Here is a 22,894-nt window from a genome sequence, read left to right as displayed (position 1 = left end):
AGGGAAAGCACGCGTGGCTCGCCAGTTCATCTATCACATGTCCGGCCTGTCGAAGGCCTACGGCACCAAGAAGGTGCTCGATAACGTTCACCTGTCGTTCTATCCGGACGCCAAGATCGGCATTCTCGGCCCCAACGGCTCGGGCAAGTCGACCATCCTGCGCATCATGGCCGGGCTCGACAAGGAATATCAGGGCGAGGCGTGGCTGGCCGAGGGCGCGACCGTGGGCTACCTGGCGCAGGAGCCGCAGCTCGACCCCAACAAGACCGTGCTCGAAAACGTCATGGTCGGCGTTGCCAGGAAGACCGCCATCATCGAGCGCTACAACGAGCTGATGATGAACTATTCCGACGAGACGGCCGACGAGTCGGCCAAGCTCCAGGACGAGATGGACCGGCTGAACCTGTGGGACCTCGAGCAGCAGATCGAGATGGCGATGGACGCGCTGCAGTGCCCGCCGGCCGATTCCGAGGTGACGAACCTGTCGGGCGGCGAGCGTCGCCGCGTCGCGCTCTGCCGGCTGCTGCTCGAGCAACCCGATCTGCTGCTGCTCGACGAGCCGACCAACCATCTCGACGCCGAGACCACGCAGTGGCTGGAAAAGCACCTGCGCGACTATCCGGGCTCGGTGCTGATCATCACCCACGACCGCTACTTCCTCGACAACGTTACCGGCTGGATCCTCGAGCTCGACCGCGGCCGCGGCATCCCCTACGAGGGCAACTACACCAAATATCTCGACGCCAAGGCCAAGCGCTTGATCCAGGAAGGCCGCGAGGACGACTCCCGCCAGAAGGCGATCTGGCGCGAGCGCGAGTGGATCCAGTCCTCGCCTAAGGCGCGCCAGACCAAGTCCAAGGCGCGTATCAAGGCCTATGAGGAACTGGTCGAGCAGTCGCAGAACCGCAAACCGACCGACACCCAGATCGTCATCCCGGCGAGCGAGCGCCTCGGCAACGTCGTTATCGAGGTCGAGAGCCTCAACAAGGGTTTTGGCGATGAGCTTTTGATCGAGAACCTGTCGTTCAAGCTGCCGCCGGGCGGCATCGTCGGCGTAATCGGCCCGAACGGCGCCGGCAAGACGACGCTGTTCAAGATGTTCACCGGCCAGGAAAAACCGGATGCCGGATCGATCCGCATCGGCGAGACGGCGAGGTTGGGCTATGTCGACCAGAGCCGCGACGCGCTCGACCCGAACAAGACCGTGTGGGAAGAAGTCTCCGGCGGCGCCGAAGTCATCAAGCTCGGCAAGCACGAGGTCAACAGCCGCGCCTACTGCTCGTCCTTCAACTTCCGTGGCGGCGACCAGCAGCAGAAGGTCGGCAACCTTTCGGGCGGCCAGCGCAACCGCGTGCACCTGGCCAAGATGCTGAAGGGCGGCGGCAATGTGCTGCTGCTCGACGAACCGACCAACGACCTCGACACCGAAACGCTGAGCGCGCTGGAAGACGCGCTGGAAGCCTATGCCGGCTGCGCGGTCATCATCAGCCACGACCGCATGTTCCTTGACCGCATGGCGACCCACATGCTCGCCTTCGAGGGCGACGCCCATGTCGAATGGTTCGAAGGCAACTTCGAGGAATATGAGAAGGACAAGCTTCGCCGGCTGGGTGCCGAAGCGGCCGCCCCGCACCGCATGACGCACAAGCGGCTGACAAGGTAGGGTCAAGGTAGGGGCGACGAGGCAGGTGAGGAGGTCAAATGGCTGACTGGTCCGCCGCCCAATATCTCAAGTTCGAGGACGAGCGCACGCGGCCCGCGCGGGATTTGGTTGCGCAAGTCCCGGTCGACTTCCCGCGACGGGTCGTCGACATCGGCTGCGGTCCAGGCAATTCGACCGAGCTTCTGGTCGATCGCTGGCCGGATGCCGAGGTCAGCGGCTTCGACACCTCGCCCGATATGATCGAGAAGGCGAAGGTTCGGCTGCCCAACGTCAATTTCGCACTCGCGGATGCTGCCGCCTGGCAGCCCGAGCTTCCGGTGGACGTCATCTTCGCCAACGCGGTCTTCCAGTGGCTGCCGGAGCATCCGGCGGTGTTCCAGCGGCTGATGGGATTGCTGGCACCCGGCGGCGCCTTGGCCATTCAGATGCCCGACAATCTCGGCGAGCCCTCGCATCAGCTGATGCGTGATACGGCGGCCGAGATGCCGTTCTCGGCCAAGCTCAAGGGTGCCGCTCGCGCGCCGCTGCCGCCGGTTTCCTTCTACTACGATCTTCTGTCGCCGCTCGCCGACCGCGTGGATATCTGGCACACGATCTACAACCATCCGCTGGCCGACGCGGAAGCGATCGTCGAATGGGTCAAGGCGACGGGGCTGAAGCCGTTTCTCGATCTGCTCGATGCGGATGAGAAGAGGATATTCCTCGAAAGCTATACCGCCAAGATCGCACAGGCCTACCCGAAGACGGCGACCGGCAAGGTGCTGCTGCGTTTCCCTCGCATCTTCATCATCGCCAAGCGGGCCTGACCGCCTTCCGGTCAATTCATCGCGATAGCCGCGCGCAACTGAGGTTTAAGCTGGCATAAACCGGCCAAATGCGACAAGGGTAGCCCGCTTCGGCACCAAGGCCGCACGTCGGACGGATTGGACATGCATCGCGTCATCATCAGCGGCATCGGCGCCGAAATCCCCGAACCTGTCATCACCAATGAAGAGCTGGTCGAGAGCTTCAACCGCTGGGTCGACATCGAGAATGCGCGCCGCGCCGCCACCGGCAAGACGCCGCTGCAGAAATCGGACAGTGAGTTCATCGTCCATGCGTCGGGCGTGCGGACGCGCCATGTGGTCGAGCGCGAGGGCATCCTCGACCCGACCCGCATGGCGCCGCGCATTCCGGCGCGGCCGGACGATGCGCTGTCGCTGGAGGCGGAGTTCGGCGTCGCTTCGGCGAGAAAGGCGATCGCCCATGCCGGCGTCGAACCGTCGGACATCGATCTGGTGATCTGCTCGGCCTCGCACCATCAGCGGCCTTATCCGGCGATCGCCATCGAGATGCAGCAGGCGCTGGGCACCAAGGGCGCCGGCTTCGACATGGGGCTCGGTTGCTCATCGGCCGCAGCCGCGCTGCACATCGCGGTCAACCTGGTCAGGGCAGGGGCGCACAAGCGCATCCTGGTGTCGACGCCCGAGATCATCACCGGCCATCTCAACTTTCGCGACCGGCAGACGCATTTCATCTTCGGTGACGCTTCGGTGGCCATGATCGTCGAAGGGCTCAACCAAGGCGAGAAGCGGCCGGGGCGCTTCGAGGTGCTCGACACGCGCACCTGGACGCAATTGTCGAACAACATCCGCACGAATCTCGGCTACCACACCCGCACCGCCCAGGACGATCCCTACATGATCAACCTGGAGGGCAACCTGATCAAGCAGGTCGGCAACAAGGTGTTCAAGGAAGTCACTGTCGCCGGCCACAAATTCATCGTCGAGTTCCTGGCCGAGCATGGGCTGACGCCGCAAGGCATCCGCCGCTTCTGGCTGCATCAGGCCAATGCGCGCATGAATGCGATGATCCTGAAACTTGCCTTCGGCCACGATGTCGATCATGACCGCGCGCCGATGGTGCTGGAGCGGCTCGGCAACACGGCCGGCGCCGGCGCCATCGTGGCGCTCGAGGAGAACCATGCCGACATGAAGGCCGGCGATTTCGGCCTGCTCTGTGCTTTCGGCGCTGGTTATTCGATCGGTGGCGCGCTTCTCAAGATGCTGTAGCCCAATCCGGCTCAGGCCGGCGCGAAGGGCACCAGCATCGGAACGCGCTTCATATAATCGTCATAGGCTGCTCCGAGCTCGCCGCGCAGGAAGCGCTCTTCCAGCCTTGCCTTCATGACGATGCCGATGGTGAGCAGGGCGGCGCTGGCGATGCCCCAGACAGTGCCCTTCGCCGCCATGGTGGCGAAGATCGCCAGCAGCAGGCCGGTATAGATCGGATGACGGACCAGCCCGTAGGGGCCGGTGTCGACGACGCGGTGCTCGGCCTTGGCCGTCACCGTCCCCGACCACAGCCGGCCGAGATGCAGGCGGGCCCACCAGGTGAAGGCCAGACCGACGGCAATCAGCGCGGCGCAGATCCAGGCTCCCGCAAGGCTCGGGATCCACAGCCGGAGCCTGCCGGCATAGCCGTGCGCCGGTATGAACAAAAGGATCGTGCCGACCACCAGCACGGCCCGGTAAGGGAATTCGGCCAGGAAACCGGCGCGTTTTTGCACAGGGTCGGCCCAGAAGGCGGCCGCGGCCCATGACACGATCCAGATCAGCCAAATCGCTGCAATCGCCGGTGCGGGATGCATCGGTAACCCCTTGTCTTTGGCATGATTATCACCGGTCGTCGCGCGGCGGCAAAACCGTATAGGAGAAAAGAGGCTCGATCCGAGGTAAGAAGCTCGTGATCGGCTGTGATGTTCATCAAGACGGTTGATCGGATCATCACCGCTTTCGACTGGACCTTACGATTTTCCTTTGCTCTAAAGCGCGTCGCGTTGAACGGATTCAGGCGACGCTCTTTAGGTCTTCGTTTTGATGCATGTCGTTCTCCCAAAACCGCTGCGCACTTTGGGCGACCTGCATCTAGAGCCGAGGCGTAGAAGGAATGAAGCCATGTCGGACCTCCTCCCCGAGGCTGAGAGCGCTATTGAAATTACCCCGGCGCGCAAACTCGTGGCGCGGGTTGCGGCGCTTTACGTCGCCCCTTTCGACCATTTCCAGACGCGGGCAGTGGATGAATTGCGGCTCGGCTTCGACGGCATCGAAGGCGATTTCCACGCCGGCGCGACACGGCGCTCGGGCGGGCGCGAGCCCTGGTATCCACGCGGCACCGAGATGCGCAACGAAAGGCAATTGTCGCTGGTGGCGGCGGACGAGATTGCCGTCGTCGCCGATCGCATGGGCATCGCGGAGATCAAGCCCGAGTGGATCGGCGCTAATCTACTGATCGAAGGCGTGCCGCGTCTTTCCATGCTGCCGGCAGGTTCGATCTTGTTCTTCCAGTGTGGAGTGACCATCAAGGTCGATGCGCAGAACGGGCCTTGCCGCATCGCCGGCCGCTCGATCGCCGAGAATGCCGGCATGGCCGACCATGAGGCGGGAGCGCTGCTGTTTCCGAAAGCGGCGAAGCGGCTGCGCGGCCTGGTCGCCTGGGTCGAGAAGCCAGGCACCATCAGGGCAGGCGAGGAGATCTCGGTGCGGGTGCCGGAACAGTGGATCTACCGCGCCTGACGCTCACTCGTCCTCGTCGTCTTCCTCCAACAGGCGCGTCGCGCGCCAGCGCGTCAGCACCTCATTGGTCTGCTCGATGACGAAGAAGCGCGCCGCGTCCCGGTCATAGCCTTCGGCGAGCAATTTCTCGTAGTCGGTATGGGCATGGCGGATGTGAGCGATGGTCGCCAGCCACACCGCGATTGTCGGCGGCAAGGTTTTCATATGGACGGCGCCGGCCTCCGCACGGATCTTTTCCATGTCGGCGTAAGGGGCGAGCGGCAAGAGCGCGGTCAGCGCCTTGGCAATGGCGCGGCGACGGGCTGTGGGAGCGCTCATTTCTCGTCGCGTCCGGCAATGGTCGCTTCGGGGAAAGCATCGGTCGAAGCGTGGTAAGGTTTGATGTCGATGACGGGCGTGCCGTCGAGCAGGTCGATGGCGTCGATCTCGATCCGGCCAGCCTCGATGTCGAGCATGACGAGCTTCGCGACATGCAGACCGACAGGGTTCGGCCGGGCCGGAGAGCGCAGGGAGAAAACGCCTTTCGGTTCAGCCGCATGGCGCGGTTTCTGCACAATCAGGTGGCGCGGCGCGTGATTGAGCCAGGATAGGATGACGATGTGGCTGGCGCGGTCGAGGTTTTGCAGTCCTGGGCGATAGGGTTCGTCGATCAGGACGGTCGCTGCCCGGCCGGTCTCGCGGGCGGCGCGCATGTTCTTGGGACAATCCTCGCGGCTCGCCCAGGGCGAGACGATGTGGCCGATGAAGACGACATGGCCGTCCGGCGGCATATCTGCCGGGTCGGTCTCCAGGAGCTTCTCACCCTCGCGCCTCTCGAACATCGCTTCCCGTCCCTCAACCGTTTCCGGCGCGCGGATCACGGCTGCGCCATTTTCTTGTCCGGAAGCGACATAGTGCTTGCCAGGGTTTCAAATTCGACATAAACATATCTTTATATCTTTTAGCGAGAGCCCGCTCATGCATGTCACGCTCGACACGATGGTAGATACATTGAAGGCGGCGGCCGAATCCAGCCGCCTTCGCATTCTGGTATTGCTGTCACGCGGGGACCTCACGGTCTCCGACCTTACCGAAATCCTCGGCCAGTCGCAGCCGCGCGTCTCGCGGCACCTGAAGCTGCTGCTCGATGCCGGGCTGATCGGCCGCTACCAGGAAGGGTCGTGGGCCTTCTTCAGGCTGTCGGACACCGACAGCTCGCGCGATTTCGTGCAGCGTCTGGTCGCTGGCGTGCGCGAGGCCGATCCGCAGGTGGTGCGCGATCTGGAGCGGCTGGCCGCGGTCAAGCGCAAGCGGCAGGACCGCGCCGCCGAATATTTCTCGGAAAACGCCGCAAGCTGGGATCGCATCCGCTCGCTGCATGTGCCGGACCGCGCGGTGGAGGCGGCGCTGCTCAAGCTCGTCGGCAAACGGCCGTTCCAGTCGATGCTCGACCTCGGCACAGGCACCGGCAGGCTGCTGGAGATCTTTGCGCCGCTCTACCGGCGCGGCGTCGGCATCGACATGTCGCGCGAGATGCTAACGGTGGCACGCGCCAATCTCGACAGGGCGGGCATCGCTAATGCGCAGGTGCGCCAGGGCGACATCTTCTCGCCGCCCGTCGAGCGCAGCGCATTCGATCTCGTCACCATCCACCAGGTGCTGCATTATCTCGACGATCCGGCCCGCGCCATCGGCGAGGCGGCGAGGCTGCTGCGTCCCGCAGGCCGGCTGGTCATCGTCGACTTCGCGCCCCATAATCTGGAGTTCCTGCGCGACCAGCACGCGCATATGCGGCTCGGCTTTTCAGACCGCCAGATCGCCGACTGGTTCGAGGAGGCCGGGCTCGACCTCGAGGACAGCCAGGAGTTCGAGCCGCGCGGCCAGGCCGAGGCCAGGCTCACCGTCAAGCTCTGGCTCGGCCGCGACCGCCGGCTGCTGATCGCCGATCCGTCCAATGACCCGCTGCCGGCCAAAGCATATCCAATGGGGGAAACAGCCTGATGAACCAGTTCCGTTTTTCCCGCCACCCCGACATTGGCGACAAGGTCCGGGTCTCGTTCGAGTTCTTTCCGCCGAAGACGGAAGATATGGAGGCAAGGCTCTGGGACACCGTCACCCGGCTGGAACCGCTGAAGCCGAGATTCGTCTCGGTGACCTACGGCGCCGGCGGCTCGACCCGCGAGCGCACCGCCCGCACGGTGAAGCGTATCTTGAACCAAACGACGCTAACGCCGGCGGCGCATATGACCTGCGTCGACGCGGCCCGTCATCAGGTCGACGGTGTCATCCAGGAATTCGCCGGCATGGGCGTCACCCGTTTCGTCGCCTTGCGCGGCGATCCGGCAGCGGGCGTGGGTACGGCGTACCGTCCGCATCCCGACGGCTATGCCAACGGCGCCGAGCTGGTCGGAGCGCTGAAGAGCGCCGGCGATTTCGACATTTCGGTTTCGGCCTATCCGGAAAAGCATCCGGAAAGCCCGGATTTCGCCACCGACATCGACATGCTGAAGCGCAAGGTCGACAATGGCGCCACGCGGGCGATCACCCAGTTCTTCTTCGACAACGATCTCTACGAGCGCTATGTCGAGCGGGCGCGCCGTGCCGGCATCTACATCCCCATCGTGCCGGGCATCCTGCCGGTGCATAACTTCACCCAGGTCGCCAATTTCTCATCGCGCTGCGGCGCGCTGGTGCCGGCATGGCTGGCCGAACGCTTCGAGGGGCTGGAGAACGACCCGCAGACGCATGCGCTGGTGGCGTCGGCGGTAGCGGCAGAGCAGGTGCACGATCTCGTCGAGCGCGGCGTCGGCGATTTCCACTTCTACACGATGAACCGGGCCGATCTTGTCTTTGCCGTCTGCCACATGATCGGCATCCGCTCGCGTGAAGCGGAGGCGGCCGGCTCGGCCGCGGCCTGAAACGGAAAAGGCCGGGTTCTACCCGGCCTTTTCGAATTGGTTGGACTATTTTCGGTGCTGGTCTTCCCGGCTTCGGCGGGTCAGGGAAGAACGCCTATGATAAGGGCGCCGATGAATGCAAACGCAGCACAAATCATCAATGCGTTGATTGGCCTCGTCAGTCCCATGCCATAGCCTCCTCTTCAGAGCTATGGCCGGAATCTAGAGTCATTTGGGTCACAGGCAAGCGGAAAATGTGCTGCAATGCGACGTGATTGTGGAATTTGCGACTTCCGATTTGCCGTTAGCCGTTGAAATTCTTCGGCAAAAATCGATCCAAGAGTTGTGAATAAATTGTGGCGACGCCGTGGCATGACACCGCTACCATCGGCCGAACAGGCGCCCGTCGATGGTGATCAGGCCGAGTCCGATCAGCGCCATGCCGCCCATTTCGAAAAGCTGCAGCCGTTCGCCGAGGAACAGGATTCCGAGCAGCACGGCGCTGACCGGCACGATCAAAGTGACCAGCGAGGCATTGGTGGCGCCGGCCGAGGCGACGAGGTTGAAATAGAGGATATAGGCGAAGGCGGTGGAAAGCAGCGCCAGCCCCAGCACCGCGGCCCAGACCGGCGGCGAGACCGAAAACAGTCCGGCCGGGCCGTAGGCGATCAGCACGACGGGGATCATGATGATGGTCGAGGCGGTTAGTTGCCCGGTGGCGATGACCGGCGACGGCACGCCCTTGAAACGTCGCGCAATCATCAGAGCGACCGCGTAGGAGAGCGAAGCGCCGATCAGCGCGAACTTGGCCCAGACCGGCCCGCCAAGGCCGGCAACCAGCCGGGACCGATCATGACGGCCGTTCCGGCAACGCCGAGCGCGATGCCGGCCAGTTTGTTCCAGGACAGCTTTTCGTCCGTGGTGAGCGCATTGGCGAGGATCAGCGTCCAGAACGGCGTGGTGGCATTGAGCACAGACGCAATGCCGGCGCCGAGCTCGGTCTGGCCGGCGAAGATCAGCGAGAAGGGCACGACGTTGTTCGCGAGCGCCAGCAGCAAGAACAGGCTGGCGTGCGGAAAGGCGAGGCGGAAGGACGGGCCGCGGATCGCCAGATAGAGATGAAGCGCCGCCGCGGCGATGGCGACGCGAAACAGCACGAGCGCCAGCGGATGGATCTCGGACACGGCGATACGGGCAAAGAAGAACGAGCCGCCCCAGATCGCGCCGAGCAGCAGCAGTTGCGCCCAGTCCTTGAGCGACATCGGTCCGCGCATCGCCGCGGCGCTAGCCGTGATCGTCATGTCGTCAACCCTCCCCAGGCCGATCGCAATCTCAGCCCGCCGAACAGTTCCAACCAATATACGGTCCGGCGGCAAGGGCCACCCGAAACCTGACTGGTGGTTTAGCGTCGGCGGAAAAGGTGCGCTAGGCCGCACGCGAAGGCGAGACACAGAACTGTTTTCTTTGGCGGCTAGCTAGGATTAATTGTGCGCGCCTAGATCAAGGATTCGTCCATGCAGCGATTCGAAAATGCCCGCGAGGCGGCACTGGCGCTTCGTCCGGACGATCCGGTCTACTGTTTCCGCCCGCAGGTGCTGAGGGCCGATGCCCTGCAGTTCATGGGCATGTTCCCCGGCAAGACCGCCTATGCGGTCAAGACCAATGGCGAGCAGATCGTGCTGAAGACGCTGGTCGAGGCCGGCGTCGGCGCCTTCGACGTCGCCTCGCCCGGCGAATTTGCCGCCGTGCGCGCCGTCTCGCCCGATGCCGAGATGCTCTACATGCATCCGGTCAAGGCGCAGTCGGACATCAAGCTGGCGCTGGAGAAATACGGCATCCGGGTTATCTCGCTCGACCATGAGGACGAGATCACCAAACTGACGCGCGTGGTGCGGGCACTCGATATCGACCCGGGCGCGCTGACGGTGTTCGTGCGCATCCAGACCAAGGGGCATGCCGCCTACGAGCTGTCGAAGAAGTTCGGCGCCGGCCCTGCCAATGCGGTCGAGCTTGCCGAGCGGCTCAACCGCACCGGCTACAGGGTTGGCCTATGCTTTCATGTCGGCAGTCAGATAGAGGATCCCGACACCTATGAGCGGGCGTTGGCCTCGGCCGACTGGGTGCGCAACCGGCTGACCTTCGACATTGCCGGGCTCGACGTGGGCGGCGGCTTTCCCGCCGAGTACGGCCACGATCCCAATCGCAAGCACATCGAGATGCCGTCGCTAGGCCAGCTCATGTCGCGGCTGGCCGGCGACCTCAAGGAATACCAGTTTGATGAGATGCTGGTCGCCGAGCCCGGCCGCGTGATCGTGGCGCGCTGCCTGTCGCTGATCGTGCGCGTGCTGCTGCGCAAGGGCAAAAGGCTCTACATCAATGACGGCATCTGGGCGTCGCTGTCGGATTCATGGACCGGCAAGATCACGCTGCCGGCGCGCTTCATCCCGGATCCCGCCATCCGCGCCCGCAATGGCAGCGAGAAAACCATCGTGCCGTTCAAGGTCTGCGGCGCGACCTGCGATTCTGTCGACATATTGTCCAGGCCGTTCTGGCTGCCGGAAACGGTCGACACCGGCGACTGGATCGAAATCGGCCATATCGGCGCCTACTCGCTATCGCTGCGGACGCGCTTCAACGGCTTCTATCCCGATACGTTCGTCGAATTGACGACGCCATTCGACGAAGGCGACGCGCCGGAAGGGTTCGCGAGTTTGGAGACGATGGCGGACTAAGCCACGCCACCGCCTGCCTGGATATTCTCGCCAGTCAGCCAGCGGGCCTCGTCGCTAGCCAGGAAAACAGCAACATCGGCAACATCGCGCGGCGCGCCTATCCGGCCAAACGGCGACATGCCGGCAGCCACGGCGCGATCCCGCTCCGGCAATAGTTCGGTGTCGGTGAAGCCTGGCGACAGCGCATTCACGGTGACGCCGCGCGGGCCGAGCTCGCGCGAAAGCACGCGAACGAACTGTTCGACAGCGCCCTTGCTGCCGAGATAGAGCGCCGTCTGGGTGAAGAACATCTTGGTGCCGCCGGTCGAGACGGCGATGATGCGGCCGCCGTCGCGAACACGCTTGGCCGCTTCCTGAAGCGTGAAGAACGTCCCCTTGGCGTTGGTGCCGAAGACAAGGTCGAAATCGGCCTCGCTTGCTTCGACGAGCGGCTTGATGACGGCGATGCCGACATTGGCAACGACAATGTCGATGGCGCCTAGGCGGCTCTCGGTTTCGTCGAACAGCCTGCGGACATCGGCCGGCATGGAAATATCCGCTTGTATGGCCAACGCTTTTCCGCCGTTGGCCGAAATGGCAGCTACCACGTCATCGGCGGCTTTCCTGTTGCCGACATAGTTGACAACGACGGACGCGCCGTCGGCGGCGAGAACTTCGGCTATGGCACGGCCGATGCCGCGTGAACTGCCGGTGACGATTGCGGTTTTGCCCCGTAGCGGCTGAGACATGATCGATTTCCTTCAACTCTTCACGGCCGCGCCGATGTGGCGACTGGTTGAGAAATAGCGGCATGTAATTGATCGGATAATCGCCTATTATCTGACTATCTTGTTAATCCAGGAATACATAATGCGCGGGTCCGAATTCACCGAACTCAAAGCGTTCGCGGCTATCGTGGAAGAGGGCAGCTTCGTTCGTGCGGCTGCGCGGTTGCGGTTGTCGCCGCCGGCGCTCAGCCAGTCGATCCGACAGTTGGAGACGCGTGTCGGCGTACGATTGCTCAACCGCACGACGCGCAGCGTCGCGACGACCGCGGCCGGCGAGACGCTGTTCAGGCGCCTTGGCGTTGCGTTCGGAGAGCTGGAAGAGGCTGTCGCCGAGGTTCAGGCCGCTCGTGACAGCCCCGCCGGTTCGCTGCGCATCAATGTTCCGCGCGTTGCTGCAATGCGGTTCATCGCGCCGATCCTCGGTGATTTCCAGCGCGTCTATCCCGACGTCGCGCTGACAGTCATCGTCGACGACCTGCTGACCGACATTGTCGAGGGGCGTTTCGACGCCGGAATCCGCCTCGGTGAGCGGCTGGAAAAAGACATGGTGGCGGTGAAGCTGAGTGACGATCTGCAAATGGCAGCGGTGGCTGCTCCGGCCTATCTGGAGGGCCGCGCAATCCCTCGTCATCCACAGGACCTGCACCAGCACCGCTGCATCAACTTCCAATGGCCCGGCGGAGGAAACATCTACCGATGGGAGTTTTCGCGCGGCAAGCGATCGCTGGAAATCGGGGTCAAGGGAAGTCTCACCGTCAACGATACGGAGCTGATGCTCAACGCGGCGCTGGAAGGGGCAGGCGTGGCCTACATGATTGACTATCAAGTCCAGCCGTGGATCGAAAAGGGCAGGCTCGTCCGGTTTCTCGAAGCCTGGTCGCCCGGCTTTCCGGGCTTCTATCTATACCATCCGAGCCGCCGGCTTGTGCCGCCGGCGCTGCGCGCGTTCATCGATTTCGTGCGGTCGAGACGAGGGTAGCAGACTCTCGCTACTATTCACAATTTCGCCAACAGCTCCGGCGTAGGCCAGCCATCCACCGGAAGACCAAGCCGCATCTGTTCCTTGCGGATCGCTTCGCGCGTGTTGGTTCCCAGGATGCCGTCGACGGTGCCTACGTCGTAGCCCTTGGCTTCGAGCTTGGTCTGCAGCGCCTTCATCTGATCGCCGTTGAGCCCTTGCTCCGGCGTGCGCGGGTCGAATTGCGGCGCTCCGGCCAGACGGGTGGCGAGCACCGCAGCGGTGAGCGCGTAGGTGAAAGACTGGTTCCACTCCAGGTAAACGTCGAAATTGTCGTAGGTCAGGAAGGCTGGACCCTTGCGACCCATAGGCAAGGCAAGCCCGGCTTTGAGACCGTTGTCGACCAGCGGTGTGCTGTTCGAGTTGGTGACGCCCCACTGAGCCCATTGCGAGATCGGCAGCTTGTTGGTGCGGCCAGTCTGGTCCCACGGCATGTCGTCGGGAACGCGCACTTCCTCGACCCAGGGCTGGTCGCGCTTCCAGCCGCGCGACAGGATCTTGTCGGCCGTGGTCATGATCACGTCCGGCACGCTGTTCCTGAGATCGACCTTGCCGTCGCCGTCGCCGTCGACGCCGCGGGCGAGGTAGTCGGTCGGCAGGATCTGCGTCTGGCCGATCTCGCCGGCCCAGGCGCCCTTGACGTCGGCCGGCAGCACGCCGCGGTCGATCAAGGTCAGCAGTGGCACCAGTTGCGGCCGGAAGAGCTGAGGGCGGCGGCAGTCATGCGAGAGGGTGACCAGCGCGTCCAGAGTATGGAAATCGCCCTGCACGGCGCCGAAATCGGTCTCCAGTCCCCAGAATGCGGTAATGACGGCCGGTTGCACGCCGAATTCCTTGTCGGCGCGCGCGAAGACATCGGCATATTTCTCGAGGTTGGCCGAGCCCTGCTTCAGCCGATAGGCCGAGATCATGCGGTTCGAGAATTGGATGAAGGTCTGGGCGAACACCCCTTGAGCGCGGTCGCGCGCCAGCACCTTCTCGTCGATCGCGGCATTTTCCAGCGCGTCCAGGCCAACGGCGCCGACACCGGCTGCCTTGGCTTCCACTGCCACGCCCTGTTTCCAGGCTTCGAAATCGCCGCCGCATTGCTGCGCCGCCACAGGCCAGGCGAAAGCGCCGACCAGCAGCGCCGCCAGGATTTCAACGCGCAATCGCATCGCTTCCCTTTCGAGACCGCCGCATGATCCGCGGCCGGTGCGGACACGATCATGCGTAGATTTCAAAGTTCAGGAGCACATTCGGCACCCCGGTGGGGTGCGCCGCTCCGCATCACCAGCGGTTGCATATATCGCCGCCCGCCGTGTCGAAAAGCAGGCACGGGGGCCGATGTCAACGGGTGTTCTGCCGCAGCCACTTGTTCCAGGCGGCTTCCGAGCCATTGAAAACATTGATGTCGGACTTGCCGGTCATGCCGGGCACGATGCCGGTGCCGGTGTACTGCCAGAAGGCGAAAGGATGGCTGCCATACTTCTGGCGCGGATGGCCGGCGACCGAGCGCAACCAGTAGGGATAGCCGCGGAACGTCGCCAACTGGTTGTCGTCGAAGAAGTCGAGCGACGTGTAGATGATCGGCTTCTTGCCGTAATGGCGCTCGACGATCTCGAGGAAGGTGCTCATTTCGCCGCGCACCATCGCTGGATCGGGGCGCAGCCTGCAGGTCGGCGACTTCGGATTCCATTCCATGTCCAGCACCGGCGGCATAGCCGACGGGTCTCTCGGGACATTGGCGATGAACCAGCGCGCCTGAGTGGCGGCCGGCGTGCAGAAATAGAAGAAATGATAGGCCGCGCGCGGGATTCCGGCGGCCCTGGTGCGTGCCCAGTGCTCGCTGAAATAGTCATCGAAGCGGTCGCCGCCCTCCGTCGCCTTGATGAAGGCGAAGGAGATGCCGCTGGCCTTGGCCGTCGGCCAATCGACCGAGGTCTGGTATTTGGAGACGTCGGTGCCGTGGATGGCATAATTCCATGGCGTGCCGCTGTCCCATTCATGCGGCTTGGAATCTTCGAAACGGGGAGCGCGCACCGCGACCGTCTGCGATGACGGCGCCAGCGGCGAAAGATCGTCGACGGTCGAGCAGGCGCCCAACAGCGTAAGCATCAGGATGGCCGCAAGACGGCGCATGGCATCCCCCGAGCCGGGAGTCAGCCGGCCGCTGATGGGTCCTTCACTAATGGTGGTCGCTTACGCGGGCCCCCTCCGGACGGCCGCCCCACAGTACCGCCCGTTCTTCATACTTGTCGTTGTCCCAAAGCAAGTTGGCACTTTTGGACGACATCCCTCCGTCATCGCCGAACATGGTTGATAATCCATTGACGGCGCTCGACATCGGTTGTGATTTTGCGGAAGCAATGGCGGCAAATCGATGACATAAATCGAGCCGGAAAATCCATAGGGCGGGAAAAGATGCGGGCGGTCGTGAAGTTCATCAAATGGCTGCTGGGTCTCGTGGTGGCGGCGGTGGCCGCGCTCTTCGCCTGGCTTTATCTTGCGCCGCCCGAACTGATCCGTGTCGGCTCAGGCTATTCGGCCAAGATCGTCTGCTCCAACGTGTTCATCGCCGGCCGCGATGCGAATGAAGTGCTGGCCGTCGACGTGCAGGCGCCAGGCCATCCGCTGCTCAAGCTGATGAAGGTATCCGTCGACAAGGAAAGGGGCCTTGTTTCGGCGGGCCTGCTTTGGGTTCTGGGCAAGAGCGTCGCCGTCGATCGCGACGGGGTCGGCTGCGCGTCGGTTCCGGATGGCGACACCGGCAAGGCGCGGCAGACGTCTGTTCGCGCAGCGGCGCCGACGGCAGCCGCGCAGCCGGAAGCGCTGTGGCCCGAGGGCGAAAGGGTGGGTGCGTGGCAGAATCCGGAGGTTTCAAAGATCATCGACGATCCCGCGATGGCCGGCGCCGGCCTGCGCGCGGTCGTGGTGGTGAAGAACGGCCGCATCGTCGCGGAGCGTTATGGCGACGGCTTTTCGGCCAAGACACCGCTGCTCGGCTGGTCGATGACCAAGACGGTGAATGCGGCGATCGTCGGCACGCTGGTGAAGGACGGCAAGATGGCGCTCGACAACAATGGCCTGTTCGCGCCGTGGAAGGCCGACGGGCGGGCGGCGATCAGCCTTGCCGACATGATGGCGATGTCGAGCGGGCTGGAATTCAACGAGGACTATGGCAACGTCGCCGATGTGACGCGCATGCTCTACCTCGAGTCGGACATGGCGGGCTTCGGCGAGGCCAAGCCGCTCACCGGCGAGGCCGGCAAGGTGTTTTCCTATTCGAGCGGCACGGCCGTCATGCTGTCGCGCCTGTGGCAGGACGCGATCGGCGACAAGGCGAAGGCGCTGGCATGGCCGCGGACGGCGCTGTTCGAGCCGCTTGGCATGCACAGCGCGGTGCTCGAAACCGACGAGCAGGGGACTTTTGTCGGCTCGTCCTATCTCTACGCAACGGCGCATGACTGGGCGCGCTTCGGCCAATTCCTGCTGCAGGGCGGCGTCTGGAATGGTGCGCAGGTTCTGCCTGCGGGCTTCGTCGACTGGATGCGGCAGTTGGCGCCGGCCTCGAAGGTCTACGGCAAGGGCCAGGTTTGGATCGAGGGTCCGGGTGATGAGGAGAGCCCAGGTGCCGGCGTCGCGGCGGGGCTACCCAACGACACTTACTGGATGGAAGGCCATGACGGGCAGACGGTCGCCATCATTCCCTCGGAGCAGTTGGTGGTGGTGCGGCTCGGCCTGACGCCAGCCAAGCTCGGCTATCGGCCGCAGACGATGGTGGCGGCATTGGTGAAGGCGCTGCACTAGCTACGATGGTCGATCGCCGCAAACTTCTTTCTATGCAGCGGTCGGCAAGGGTTTGGCGCGATTGACACGCGCCCGCTCATCAGGCGAGTTCATGACTTGCCAAAGATCGCTGCGGCGTTGGACGTTCAGCCAGAAATCGGGGCTGTTGCCAAACACTCGCGCCAAAATGAGCGCGGTCGCTGCTGTCACGTTGCGGCGGTCGTTGCACAATTCGTTCACATGTTTGCGCTGAACCCCCATTGCCTCAGCCAAAGCGGCCTGTGTCAGGCCGAGCGGCTGCATGAATTCTTCCGTGAGGATTTCGCCGACCGTTGCGGGCTTGCGCGTGGTCATCAACATGTCTCACCTCACTTATAGCTGTGGCCGTCCAGATAGATATCCGACGCCTCGCCGCGGCCGCCATCCCAGCGGAAGACGAGCCGCCATTGCTTGTTGACGCGGATCGAATGCAAACCTTCGAGATTGCCGCGCAACTTCTCGAAATGATTGCTGGGCGGCACACGCAAATCCTGATCGGTCGTCGCATCGTCAATCATCTGGAGCTTGCGGAACAAGCGGCTTTCGAGATCAAATGGAATATTGCGAGAGTGGGTGTCGTCAACGAAGAAGGCCCGCAGCCATCCGTCTCTAAATCCGACGATCATCGCATTTTCCAGAGTGGAGATAATGTACCACCCGGTGGGTCATTTTGCAATGGGCAGTCTATTGCAATGTGCAATCTATTGATCGTGTTTGCCGCCTTCTCAGGGTAACAGGCCCTACAAACTGCGAAATTCAAATAGCGATCTCGATCACCGCCAGCCAGGCATAGCCGCGATAAAGCGTTCTGAAATGGAAGGTTGCGCCGGTTCGCTCGGATTCCGATTCAAGGACGTCGCGCAATGATGCACGCGGCTCGACATGGAATTTCCGCAGCCAGCCGCGAAGCAAGGCCCGAAACCAGCGCGGCAGGCCTTCCTGCTGGCCGAAATCGACTACATGCAGCGAGCCGCCGGGCGCAAGCGCGGCGAGCGCCGCCGATACGGTCTTCTCCCAGCCAGGGATCATCGACAGCGAATAGGATACGAAGATGCGGTCGAAGCGCGCGGTGCCGAAAAGGGCTTTGGCGTCGAAATCGGTGGCATCGCCGCGCGCCAGTTTGACCTTGCGCGAGAGACCTTCACGGGCGATGGATGCGTTTGCCGTTTCCAGCATCTCGGCCGAGATGTCGAGGCCGAAGAAGCGGGCGTTCGGATAGCGGCGTGCGGCAAGCACGATGTTGCGGCCGGTGCCGCAGCCGAGCTCGAGCACGGTGCCGCCTTGCGGCACGTCGAGCCCGGCGATCAGCCGGTCGCGGCCGAGCAGGTAATATTTGCGGGTAAGATCGTAAAAGCGGCGCTGCCAGCGATAGACACCGTCCATCAGCTCGGCATGGCTGGCCGGCAGCTCCGTAGTGCTCATGCGGCGCGCTTCACATAGAGATGGAAGCCGCCATAGATTGCCGAGCGGTCCCTGGCCGAGAATTCGCGCGAGGCTTCGGTCTCATAGTGCCATTGGTCCAGCAGGGAATTGGAGACGCGGCCCGGCAGCAGGCTGGGCTCGGCCGCGGTGCGGAAGATCACGCGCGCGCCGACCGAGGCCGTGCGGGTGATCTCGGTCCACAAATCGTTGAGCAGGTCGTCGGTCATCCAGTCTTGCGCGTCGAGCAGTACGAAGCGGTCGACCGAGCCCGCATCCTTGCCGGCCAGGAACTTGATCAGGTTGGCATGGTGGATGGCGACACGATCGATGTTGCCGCGGATCGTCTGGTAGTTGCTCTGTTCGAGGTAAGCAGGAAGCGCGGCCTCGCCCGGCTCCGGATAGCGGCGGGCAAAGGCCTGCCAGGCGAAATAGTTGTTCTTCAGCGGAAAGTCGCAGGCGAGCTTTTCCAGCCGCGCCTTCAAGACGCTCGCCATCGAGCCGTCGCCGGAGGTGATCAGCGAATCGTACTGCGCCGGCGGGATGCCGAGACCGAACAGCGAGGCCTTGCGCGACGTCGCCCAGCGCAACAGTTTCTTGTCGAAGACCGGCGCCAGTTCCTCGTCGAAGAAGCGGCGCTGCTCGCCGATATTCTCGGCCTGCATGATGCCGGCCGGATCGACACCGAACAGTTTTGCCACCCGATGGCCCATGGCGATGAAGAGCCCAAGCAGCCCGGTCTGATAGAAGTTGCGATCGAACACCGCGATGCGGCGGCGGCCGCGCCAGTTGCGGCGCTCCCAGTAGTGTCGGCTGACCGGATCGAGATGCGGCGCGATGAAGCGGTCGTAGGCTTCCGAATTGTGGCTGGTGCCCGCGGCGCCGAAGAAACGGAACAGGTCGCCCTGCGAGGGCAGGTGGCGCACCGCTTCCAGCTTCATGCGGTTCAGCGCGACGTGCGCGGTGTTGAGGTCGACGGCATCGATCCGTGCCGGCGAGCGGGTGAGGTAGGCCAGAATGTTGCAGCCGCCCGACGCGATCGTGACGACGCGATGGCCGGCGCCGAGTTGCATGGCCTCCATGTCGACATCCGGGTCTTCCCAAATCTGCGGATAGACAAGGCCGGAGAACAGGAAGGCGAAAAGCCGCTCGGAAATGCCGTCCTTCGACAGCGCGCGGTTCTGATAGACCGCTTTTCCAACTTCCTTGCCGCGCCGAAAAACGAGTTCTCCCGAAACATCCGACATGGCAAGGTGATTCCCCGTTTGCTTTGGCGCAAGCGGGTAGCGCAGCGTTGTGACACGCGGGTGACAGGCTGTTGACGTAGTATCTTACGCCTTGCCGAACCCGCCGGGCGTCGGCGTGACGACGATGACGGCCTCGCCGGCATCGAGCGTCGTCTGGTCGCAGGCCTTCAGCACGTCGATCGACCCGTCGTTGCGCCTGACGTTGGTCGTTCCCGCCTCGCCGTCACCGCCGCCGTTGAGGCCCAGGGGCGGGCGGTTGCGATGCGAGGAGAGGATGGCGCATTCCATCCTTTCCAGGAAGCGGATGGTGCGCTTGGTGCCGTCGCCGGCCTTCCACTTGCCCTGGCCGCCGGAGCCCTCGCGGATGTGGAAGTCCTCCAGCACGACCGGGAAACGCAATTCCAGCACCTCGGGATCGGTAAGCCGCGAATTGGTCATGTGGGTGTGGACGCCGGAGGTGCCGGCAAAGGCGCGGCCCGAATTCATCCGGCCGGCCGGCGAGCCGGAGCAGATCGTCTCGTAATACTGGTATTGCTTGTTGCCGAAGGTGAGGTTGTTCATCGTGCCCTGCGCGTTGGCCATCGAGCCCATGGCGCCGAAAAGCGCATTGGTGACATGCTGCGATGTCTCGACATTGCCGGCGACGACGGCTGCAGGGTAGGTCGGCTTCAGCATGCAGCCGTCGGGGATGACGATGTTGATCGGCCGCAGACATCCGGCGTTCATCGGGATCATGTCCTCGACCATGACGCGGAAGGCATAGAGCACTGCGGCTCGCGCTACCGGCTCCGGCGCGTTGAAATTGTTCTTCATCACCGGCGAGGTGCCGGTGAAATCGACCGTCGCCTGGTGCTTTTGCCGGTCGACAGTGATCTTCACCTTGATCACCTGACCGGTGTCGGTGGGATACTCGTATTCCGAAGCGTCAGGCAGGCGTTCCAGCACGCGGCGCACGCTCTCGGCGGCATTGTCCTGGACATGGCCCATATAAGCCTCGACGACTTCGAGGCCGAAATGCGCGACCATCTTGCGCAATTCTGCCACGCCCTTTTCGTTGGCGGCGATCTGAGCCTTGAGGTCGGCGATGTTCTGCGTGGGATTGCGGGCAGGGTAGGGATGGTCGGTAAGGAGCGCCTCGAGTTCCTCCTCACGAAAGCGGCCGCGATCCACGATGCGGAAATTGTCGAACAGCACACCTTCCTCGTCGACGGTGGTGGCTAAAGGCGTCATTGAGCCGGGTGCCGTGCCGCCGACATCGGCATGGTGGCCGCGCGAGGCTGCCCAGAACAGGATTTCCTTGCGCGCATCGTCGAACACCGGCGTCACCGCGGTGATGTCGGGCAAATGCGTGCCGCCATTGTAAGGCGCATTCAGCGCGAAGACGTCACCCGGATGGATATCGCCAGAGTTCAAGCGGATGATGGTTTCGACCGAGCGATCCATGGAGCCGAGATGCACCGGCATGTGCGGCGCGTTGGCGACCAGCGCGCCATGACGGTCGAACACCGCGCAGGAAAAGTCGAGCCGCTCCTTGATGTTGACCGAATAGGCGGTGTTCTGCAGCGTCACGCCCATCTGCTCGGCGATCGACATGAAGAGGTTGTTGAACACCTCCAGCATCACCGGGTCGGCTTCGGTGCCGAGCGCCGCCTGCCGGCGCTTCTTTTCGATCCGACGCAGGAGCACATGATTCCTGGCCGTGATCTCGGCCTGCCAGCCGGGCTCGACGACGATGGTCTGGTTCGGCTCGATGACGAGGGCTGGGCCTGCTATCCTGTGGCCGGGCTTCAGATCGCCGCGCCGGAAGATGCCGGCATCACACCAGCCGCCGTCGGCGAAGAATTTCCGGGTCTGCCAAGGGTTTGCCGGCTTGTCTTCGAGACTTGATTCAATTTCCTCACGTCCGCCGGTCCCGACATCGGTGCCTTCGACGCCGATCGCCTCGACGATCATCGGCTTATCTTCATAGACGAAGCCGAACTGTGCCTTATGGGCGGTCTCGAAATCGCTTCTCGCGCGAAAGATCGAGCCATGCTCGAAGTTCACCGGCAGCGCCGTGTCGGTACCGTCATAGCGGATCTGCAGGACCGGCTTCGAGGCGACGGCGGCCTCCGCAATGCCTTGCGCGGCAAGCTCAGCGATGACGCCTTCGCGCAATGCCGCAATCAGCTCCTCGATCGACGAGCGGGACTCTTCGGCGAGCGGTTTCAGCAGCGCCTGCTGGCGCGAGGCAAAAACCGTCGACAGCCCGATGCCGTAGGCCGAAAGCAAGCCGGAGAAGGGGTGGATGAGCACGGCTTCCATGCCGAGCGCATCGGCGACCAGGCAGGCGTGCTGGCCGCCGGCGCCGCCGAAGCAGTTCAAGAGATATTCGGTGACATCGTAACCGCGCTGCACCGAAATCTTCTTGATGGCGTTGGCCATGTTTTCGACGGCGATGGTGACGAAGCCTTCGGCCACCGCTTCCGGCGATCGACCATCGCCGATCTCGGCGGCCAAAGCCGCGAATTTTTGGCGCACGGTGCCGACATCGAGTGGCTGGTCCTGGCCGGGACCGAAGATCGCCGGGAAGACATCCGGCTGCAGCTTGCCGAGCATGACATTGGCGTCGGTGACGGCGAGCGGCCCGCCGCGCCTGTACGCGGCCGGACCGGGATTGGCGCCGGCGGAGTCCGGGCCGACGCGGAAGCGGCCGGCCTCGTAATGCAGGATCGAGCCGCCGCCGGCGGCGACCGTGTGGATGCGCATCATCGGCGCGCGGATGCGCACGCCGGCGACCTCGGTGTCGAAGGCACGCTCGTACTCGCCGTCATAGTGGGCGACGTCGGTCGAGGTGCCGCCCATGTCGAAGCCGATGACCTTGTCGAAGCCGGCGAGCCTAGCCGTCTCGACCATGCCGACGACGCCGCCGGCCGGGCCGGACAGCAGCGCGTCCTTGCCTTGGAACATATTGGCTGCGGTCAGCCCGCCCGATGACATCATGAACATCAGGCGGGGCCCGGCGCCCACCTCCCCCGCCACCCTCTGCACGTAGCGCGACAGGATCGGCGACAGATAGGCGTCCACCACCGTGGTGTCGCCGCGGCCGACCAGCTTGATGAGCGGCGAGACCTCGTGGCTGACCGAGATCTGGCTGAAGCCGATCTTGCGGCAGACCTTGGCCACCGCCTTCTCGTGGTCCGGATGTTTCCAGGCATGCATGAAGACGATGGCGACCGCGTCGATGCCATCCGCCTTGGCCTGCTCTATCGCAGGGCGGCAGGCGGCGATGTCGAGTAGCCGCTCGACGCAACCGTCGGCGCGGACGCGCTCGTCGATCTCGATAACCCTCTCGTAGAGTTGCTCCGGAAGGACGATTTCCTTGGCAAAAATGTCCGGACGCGCCTGATAGGCGATGCGCAGCGCGTCGCGAAAACCCTTGGTGATGAGCAGGAGCACCCGGTCGCCCTTGCGTTCCAGCAGCGCATTGGTGGCGACCGTGGTCCCCATCTTGACGTCGCCGATCCGGTCCGCGGGAACGGCAGCGCCGGTTTTCAGTCCAAGCAGATCGCGGATGCCCTGGATGGCGGCATCGGCATAGGCCTCGGGGTTCTCCGACAATAGCTTTCGGGGATGCAATTGCCCTTGCGGGTCACGGCCGATGATGTCGGTGAAGGTGCCTCCACGGTCGATCCAGAAATCCCATTTTTTGTTCACCGCGGCTTCCGCCATTCTGCTTATCCAATCTGTGCGAGCGTGTGCTCTGTTAGTTCGCGGTTTCGGCCGCGGCAATCGCAAGTTGATGTTACATTTGGAAACGGAACGTTACGAA

At 63.5% G+C, this 22,894-nt stretch carries 20 protein-coding genes and 1 pseudogene; 9 read left to right on the top strand and 12 right to left on the bottom strand.

What is annotated here, in order from left to right; genetic code table 11:
- The first annotated feature begins 13 nt into the window (after positions 1-13).
- The 3 genes from ettA to EH240_RS02595 all read left to right on the top strand — a co-directional run bounded on the left by ettA (position 14) and on the right by EH240_RS02595 (position 3,714).
- Positions 14-1,663, top strand: coding sequence for an energy-dependent translational throttle protein EttA (gene ettA / locus EH240_RS02605; RefSeq protein ID WP_124995855.1), 1,650 nt, complete (start codon positions 14-16; stop codon positions 1,661-1,663).
- Between the two features lie 38 nt (positions 1,664-1,701).
- Positions 1,702-2,469, top strand: a complete 768-nt coding sequence (gene tam / locus EH240_RS02600) for a trans-aconitate 2-methyltransferase (protein WP_124995854.1) — start codon at positions 1,702-1,704, stop codon at positions 2,467-2,469.
- 123 nt (positions 2,470-2,592) lie between these two features.
- Positions 2,593-3,714 carry a beta-ketoacyl-ACP synthase III gene (locus EH240_RS02595; RefSeq protein ID WP_124995853.1) on the top strand — a complete coding sequence of 374 codons (1,122 nt, stop codon included), beginning with the start codon at positions 2,593-2,595 and terminating at the stop codon, positions 3,712-3,714.
- 11 nt (positions 3,715-3,725) lie between these two features.
- On the opposite strand, the gene EH240_RS02590 is transcribed toward EH240_RS02595, so the two are convergent.
- Positions 3,726-4,292: a methyltransferase family protein gene (locus EH240_RS02590; protein ID WP_124995852.1), complete on the bottom strand. Its 567-nt coding sequence runs from the start codon at positions 4,290-4,292 to the stop codon at positions 3,726-3,728.
- Between the two features lie 307 nt (positions 4,293-4,599).
- Here EH240_RS02590 and EH240_RS02585 point away from each other — a divergent pair, with 307 nt between their 5' ends.
- The gene (locus tag EH240_RS02585) at positions 4,600-5,217 is read left to right on the top strand and encodes an MOSC domain-containing protein (protein ID WP_124995851.1); all 618 of its coding nucleotides are present in this window, start codon (positions 4,600-4,602) and stop codon (positions 5,215-5,217) included.
- Positions 5,218-5,220: 3 nt separating this feature from the next.
- On the opposite strand, the gene EH240_RS02580 is transcribed toward EH240_RS02585, so the two are convergent.
- Together EH240_RS02580 and tsaA are read right to left on the bottom strand one after the other, a co-directional pair.
- Positions 5,221-5,535, bottom strand: coding sequence for a DUF2293 domain-containing protein (locus EH240_RS02580; protein WP_124995850.1), 315 nt, complete (start codon positions 5,533-5,535; stop codon positions 5,221-5,223).
- Positions 5,532-6,038, bottom strand: coding sequence for a tRNA (N6-threonylcarbamoyladenosine(37)-N6)-methyltransferase TrmO (gene tsaA / locus EH240_RS02575; RefSeq protein WP_124995849.1), 507 nt, complete (start codon positions 6,036-6,038; stop codon positions 5,532-5,534). Before tsaA ends, EH240_RS02580 begins: the two co-directional genes overlap by 4 nt.
- A gap of 136 nt (positions 6,039-6,174) precedes the next feature.
- On the opposite strand from tsaA, the gene EH240_RS02570 reads away from it, so the two are divergent.
- Together EH240_RS02570 and metF are read left to right on the top strand one after the other, a co-directional pair.
- The gene (locus EH240_RS02570) at positions 6,175-7,197 is read left to right on the top strand and encodes an ArsR/SmtB family transcription factor (protein ID WP_124995848.1); all 1,023 of its coding nucleotides are present in this window, start codon (positions 6,175-6,177) and stop codon (positions 7,195-7,197) included.
- The gene (gene metF, locus EH240_RS02565; protein WP_124995847.1) at positions 7,197-8,114 is read left to right on the top strand and encodes a methylenetetrahydrofolate reductase [NAD(P)H]; all 918 of its coding nucleotides are present in this window, start codon (positions 7,197-7,199) and stop codon (positions 8,112-8,114) included. Before EH240_RS02570 ends, metF begins: the two co-directional genes overlap by 1 nt.
- A gap of 360 nt (positions 8,115-8,474) precedes the next feature.
- Here the strand turns inward: metF and EH240_RS02560 are convergent.
- A pseudogene (locus EH240_RS02560) lies at positions 8,475-9,394 on the bottom strand (DMT family transporter).
- A gap of 213 nt (positions 9,395-9,607) precedes the next feature.
- Between EH240_RS02560 and EH240_RS02555 the strand changes: the two are divergent.
- Positions 9,608-10,825, top strand: coding sequence for an alanine racemase (locus EH240_RS02555; RefSeq protein WP_124995846.1), 1,218 nt, complete (start codon positions 9,608-9,610; stop codon positions 10,823-10,825).
- On the opposite strand, the gene EH240_RS02550 is transcribed toward EH240_RS02555, so the two are convergent.
- Positions 10,822-11,553 (bottom strand): SDR family oxidoreductase, encoded by a 732-nt coding sequence (locus EH240_RS02550; protein ID WP_124995845.1) that lies wholly within the window; start codon positions 11,551-11,553, stop codon positions 10,822-10,824. The two genes, EH240_RS02555 and EH240_RS02550, sit on opposite strands and share 4 nt — an antisense overlap.
- Before the next feature lie 121 nt (positions 11,554-11,674).
- Between EH240_RS02550 and EH240_RS02545 the strand changes: the two genes are divergently transcribed.
- Positions 11,675-12,571: a LysR family transcriptional regulator gene (locus EH240_RS02545; RefSeq protein WP_124995844.1), complete on the top strand. Its 897-nt coding sequence runs from the start codon at positions 11,675-11,677 to the stop codon at positions 12,569-12,571.
- 17 nt (positions 12,572-12,588) lie between these two features.
- Here EH240_RS02545 and EH240_RS02540 read toward each other — a convergent pair whose 3' ends face one another.
- Both EH240_RS02540 and EH240_RS02535 read right to left on the bottom strand, forming a co-directional pair.
- Positions 12,589-13,767, bottom strand: coding sequence for a lytic murein transglycosylase (locus tag EH240_RS02540; protein ID WP_124995843.1), 1,179 nt, complete (start codon positions 13,765-13,767; stop codon positions 12,589-12,591).
- A gap of 172 nt (positions 13,768-13,939) precedes the next feature.
- On the bottom strand, positions 13,940-14,731 hold the full coding sequence (locus tag EH240_RS02535; protein WP_124995842.1) for a glycoside hydrolase family 25 protein: 792 nt from the start codon (positions 14,729-14,731) through the stop codon (positions 13,940-13,942).
- Between the two features lie 282 nt (positions 14,732-15,013).
- Between EH240_RS02535 and EH240_RS02530 the strand changes: the two genes are divergently transcribed.
- Positions 15,014-16,399 (top strand): serine hydrolase domain-containing protein, encoded by a 1,386-nt coding sequence (locus EH240_RS02530; protein WP_124995841.1) that lies wholly within the window; start codon positions 15,014-15,016, stop codon positions 16,397-16,399.
- 30 nt (positions 16,400-16,429) lie between these two features.
- Here EH240_RS02530 and EH240_RS02525 read toward each other — a convergent pair whose 3' ends face one another.
- The 5 genes from EH240_RS02525 to EH240_RS02505 all read right to left on the bottom strand — a co-directional run bounded on the left by EH240_RS02525 (position 16,430) and on the right by EH240_RS02505 (position 22,779).
- Positions 16,430-16,738, bottom strand: coding sequence for a HigA family addiction module antitoxin (locus tag EH240_RS02525; protein ID WP_124995840.1), 309 nt, complete (start codon positions 16,736-16,738; stop codon positions 16,430-16,432).
- A gap of 8 nt (positions 16,739-16,746) precedes the next feature.
- The gene (locus EH240_RS02520; RefSeq protein ID WP_124995839.1) at positions 16,747-17,043 is read right to left on the bottom strand and encodes a type II toxin-antitoxin system RelE/ParE family toxin; all 297 of its coding nucleotides are present in this window, start codon (positions 17,041-17,043) and stop codon (positions 16,747-16,749) included.
- 130 nt (positions 17,044-17,173) lie between these two features.
- On the bottom strand, positions 17,174-17,839 hold the full coding sequence (locus EH240_RS02515) for a class I SAM-dependent methyltransferase (protein ID WP_124995838.1): 666 nt from the start codon (positions 17,837-17,839) through the stop codon (positions 17,174-17,176).
- Complete coding sequence (locus EH240_RS02510) at positions 17,836-19,083, bottom strand: BtaA family protein (RefSeq protein WP_124995837.1); 1,248 nt, start codon at positions 19,081-19,083, stop codon at positions 17,836-17,838. The genes EH240_RS02515 and EH240_RS02510 overlap by 4 nt, the downstream gene beginning before the upstream one ends.
- A gap of 84 nt (positions 19,084-19,167) precedes the next feature.
- Complete coding sequence (locus tag EH240_RS02505) at positions 19,168-22,779, bottom strand: hydantoinase B/oxoprolinase family protein (RefSeq protein ID WP_124995968.1); 3,612 nt, start codon at positions 22,777-22,779, stop codon at positions 19,168-19,170.
- Positions 22,780-22,894 lie beyond the last annotated feature (115 nt).

Origin of the sequence: Mesorhizobium tamadayense, from assembly GCF_003863365.1 — a bacterium.
In the GTDB taxonomy this organism is placed as follows: domain Bacteria; phylum Pseudomonadota; class Alphaproteobacteria; order Rhizobiales; family Rhizobiaceae; genus Mesorhizobium; species Mesorhizobium tamadayense.
Note: the sequence above shows the minus strand (reverse complement) of the source record. Positions and strands in the feature narration are given on the sequence as shown.

Coding starts and splice junctions, on each gene's coding strand:
- tam (WP_124995854.1), top strand. CDS start 1,702: ATGGCTGACTGGTCCGCCGCCCAATATCTCAAGTTCGAGGACGAGCGC.
- EH240_RS02595 (WP_124995853.1), top strand. CDS start 2,593: ATGCATCGCGTCATCATCAGCGGCATCGGCGCCGAAATCCCCGAACCT.
- EH240_RS02590 (WP_124995852.1), bottom strand. CDS start 4,292: ATGCATCCCGCACCGGCGATTGCAGCGATTTGGCTGATCTGGATCGTG.
- EH240_RS02585 (WP_124995851.1), top strand. CDS start 4,600: ATGTCGGACCTCCTCCCCGAGGCTGAGAGCGCTATTGAAATTACCCCG.
- EH240_RS02580 (WP_124995850.1), bottom strand. CDS start 5,535: ATGAGCGCTCCCACAGCCCGTCGCCGCGCCATTGCCAAGGCGCTGACC.
- tsaA (WP_124995849.1), bottom strand. CDS start 6,038: ATGTTCGAGAGGCGCGAGGGTGAGAAGCTCCTGGAGACCGACCCGGCA.
- EH240_RS02570 (WP_124995848.1), top strand. CDS start 6,175: ATGCATGTCACGCTCGACACGATGGTAGATACATTGAAGGCGGCGGCC.
- metF (WP_124995847.1), top strand. CDS start 7,197: ATGAACCAGTTCCGTTTTTCCCGCCACCCCGACATTGGCGACAAGGTC.
- EH240_RS02555 (WP_124995846.1), top strand. CDS start 9,608: ATGCAGCGATTCGAAAATGCCCGCGAGGCGGCACTGGCGCTTCGTCCG.
- EH240_RS02550 (WP_124995845.1), bottom strand. CDS start 11,553: ATGTCTCAGCCGCTACGGGGCAAAACCGCAATCGTCACCGGCAGTTCA.
- EH240_RS02545 (WP_124995844.1), top strand. CDS start 11,675: ATGCGCGGGTCCGAATTCACCGAACTCAAAGCGTTCGCGGCTATCGTG.
- EH240_RS02540 (WP_124995843.1), bottom strand. CDS start 13,767: ATGCGATTGCGCGTTGAAATCCTGGCGGCGCTGCTGGTCGGCGCTTTC.
- EH240_RS02535 (WP_124995842.1), bottom strand. CDS start 14,731: ATGCGCCGTCTTGCGGCCATCCTGATGCTTACGCTGTTGGGCGCCTGC.
- EH240_RS02530 (WP_124995841.1), top strand. CDS start 15,014: ATGCGGGCGGTCGTGAAGTTCATCAAATGGCTGCTGGGTCTCGTGGTG.
- EH240_RS02525 (WP_124995840.1), bottom strand. CDS start 16,738: ATGTTGATGACCACGCGCAAGCCCGCAACGGTCGGCGAAATCCTCACG.
- EH240_RS02520 (WP_124995839.1), bottom strand. CDS start 17,043: ATGATCGTCGGATTTAGAGACGGATGGCTGCGGGCCTTCTTCGTTGAC.
- EH240_RS02515 (WP_124995838.1), bottom strand. CDS start 17,839: ATGAGCACTACGGAGCTGCCGGCCAGCCATGCCGAGCTGATGGACGGT.
- EH240_RS02510 (WP_124995837.1), bottom strand. CDS start 19,083: ATGTCGGATGTTTCGGGAGAACTCGTTTTTCGGCGCGGCAAGGAAGTT.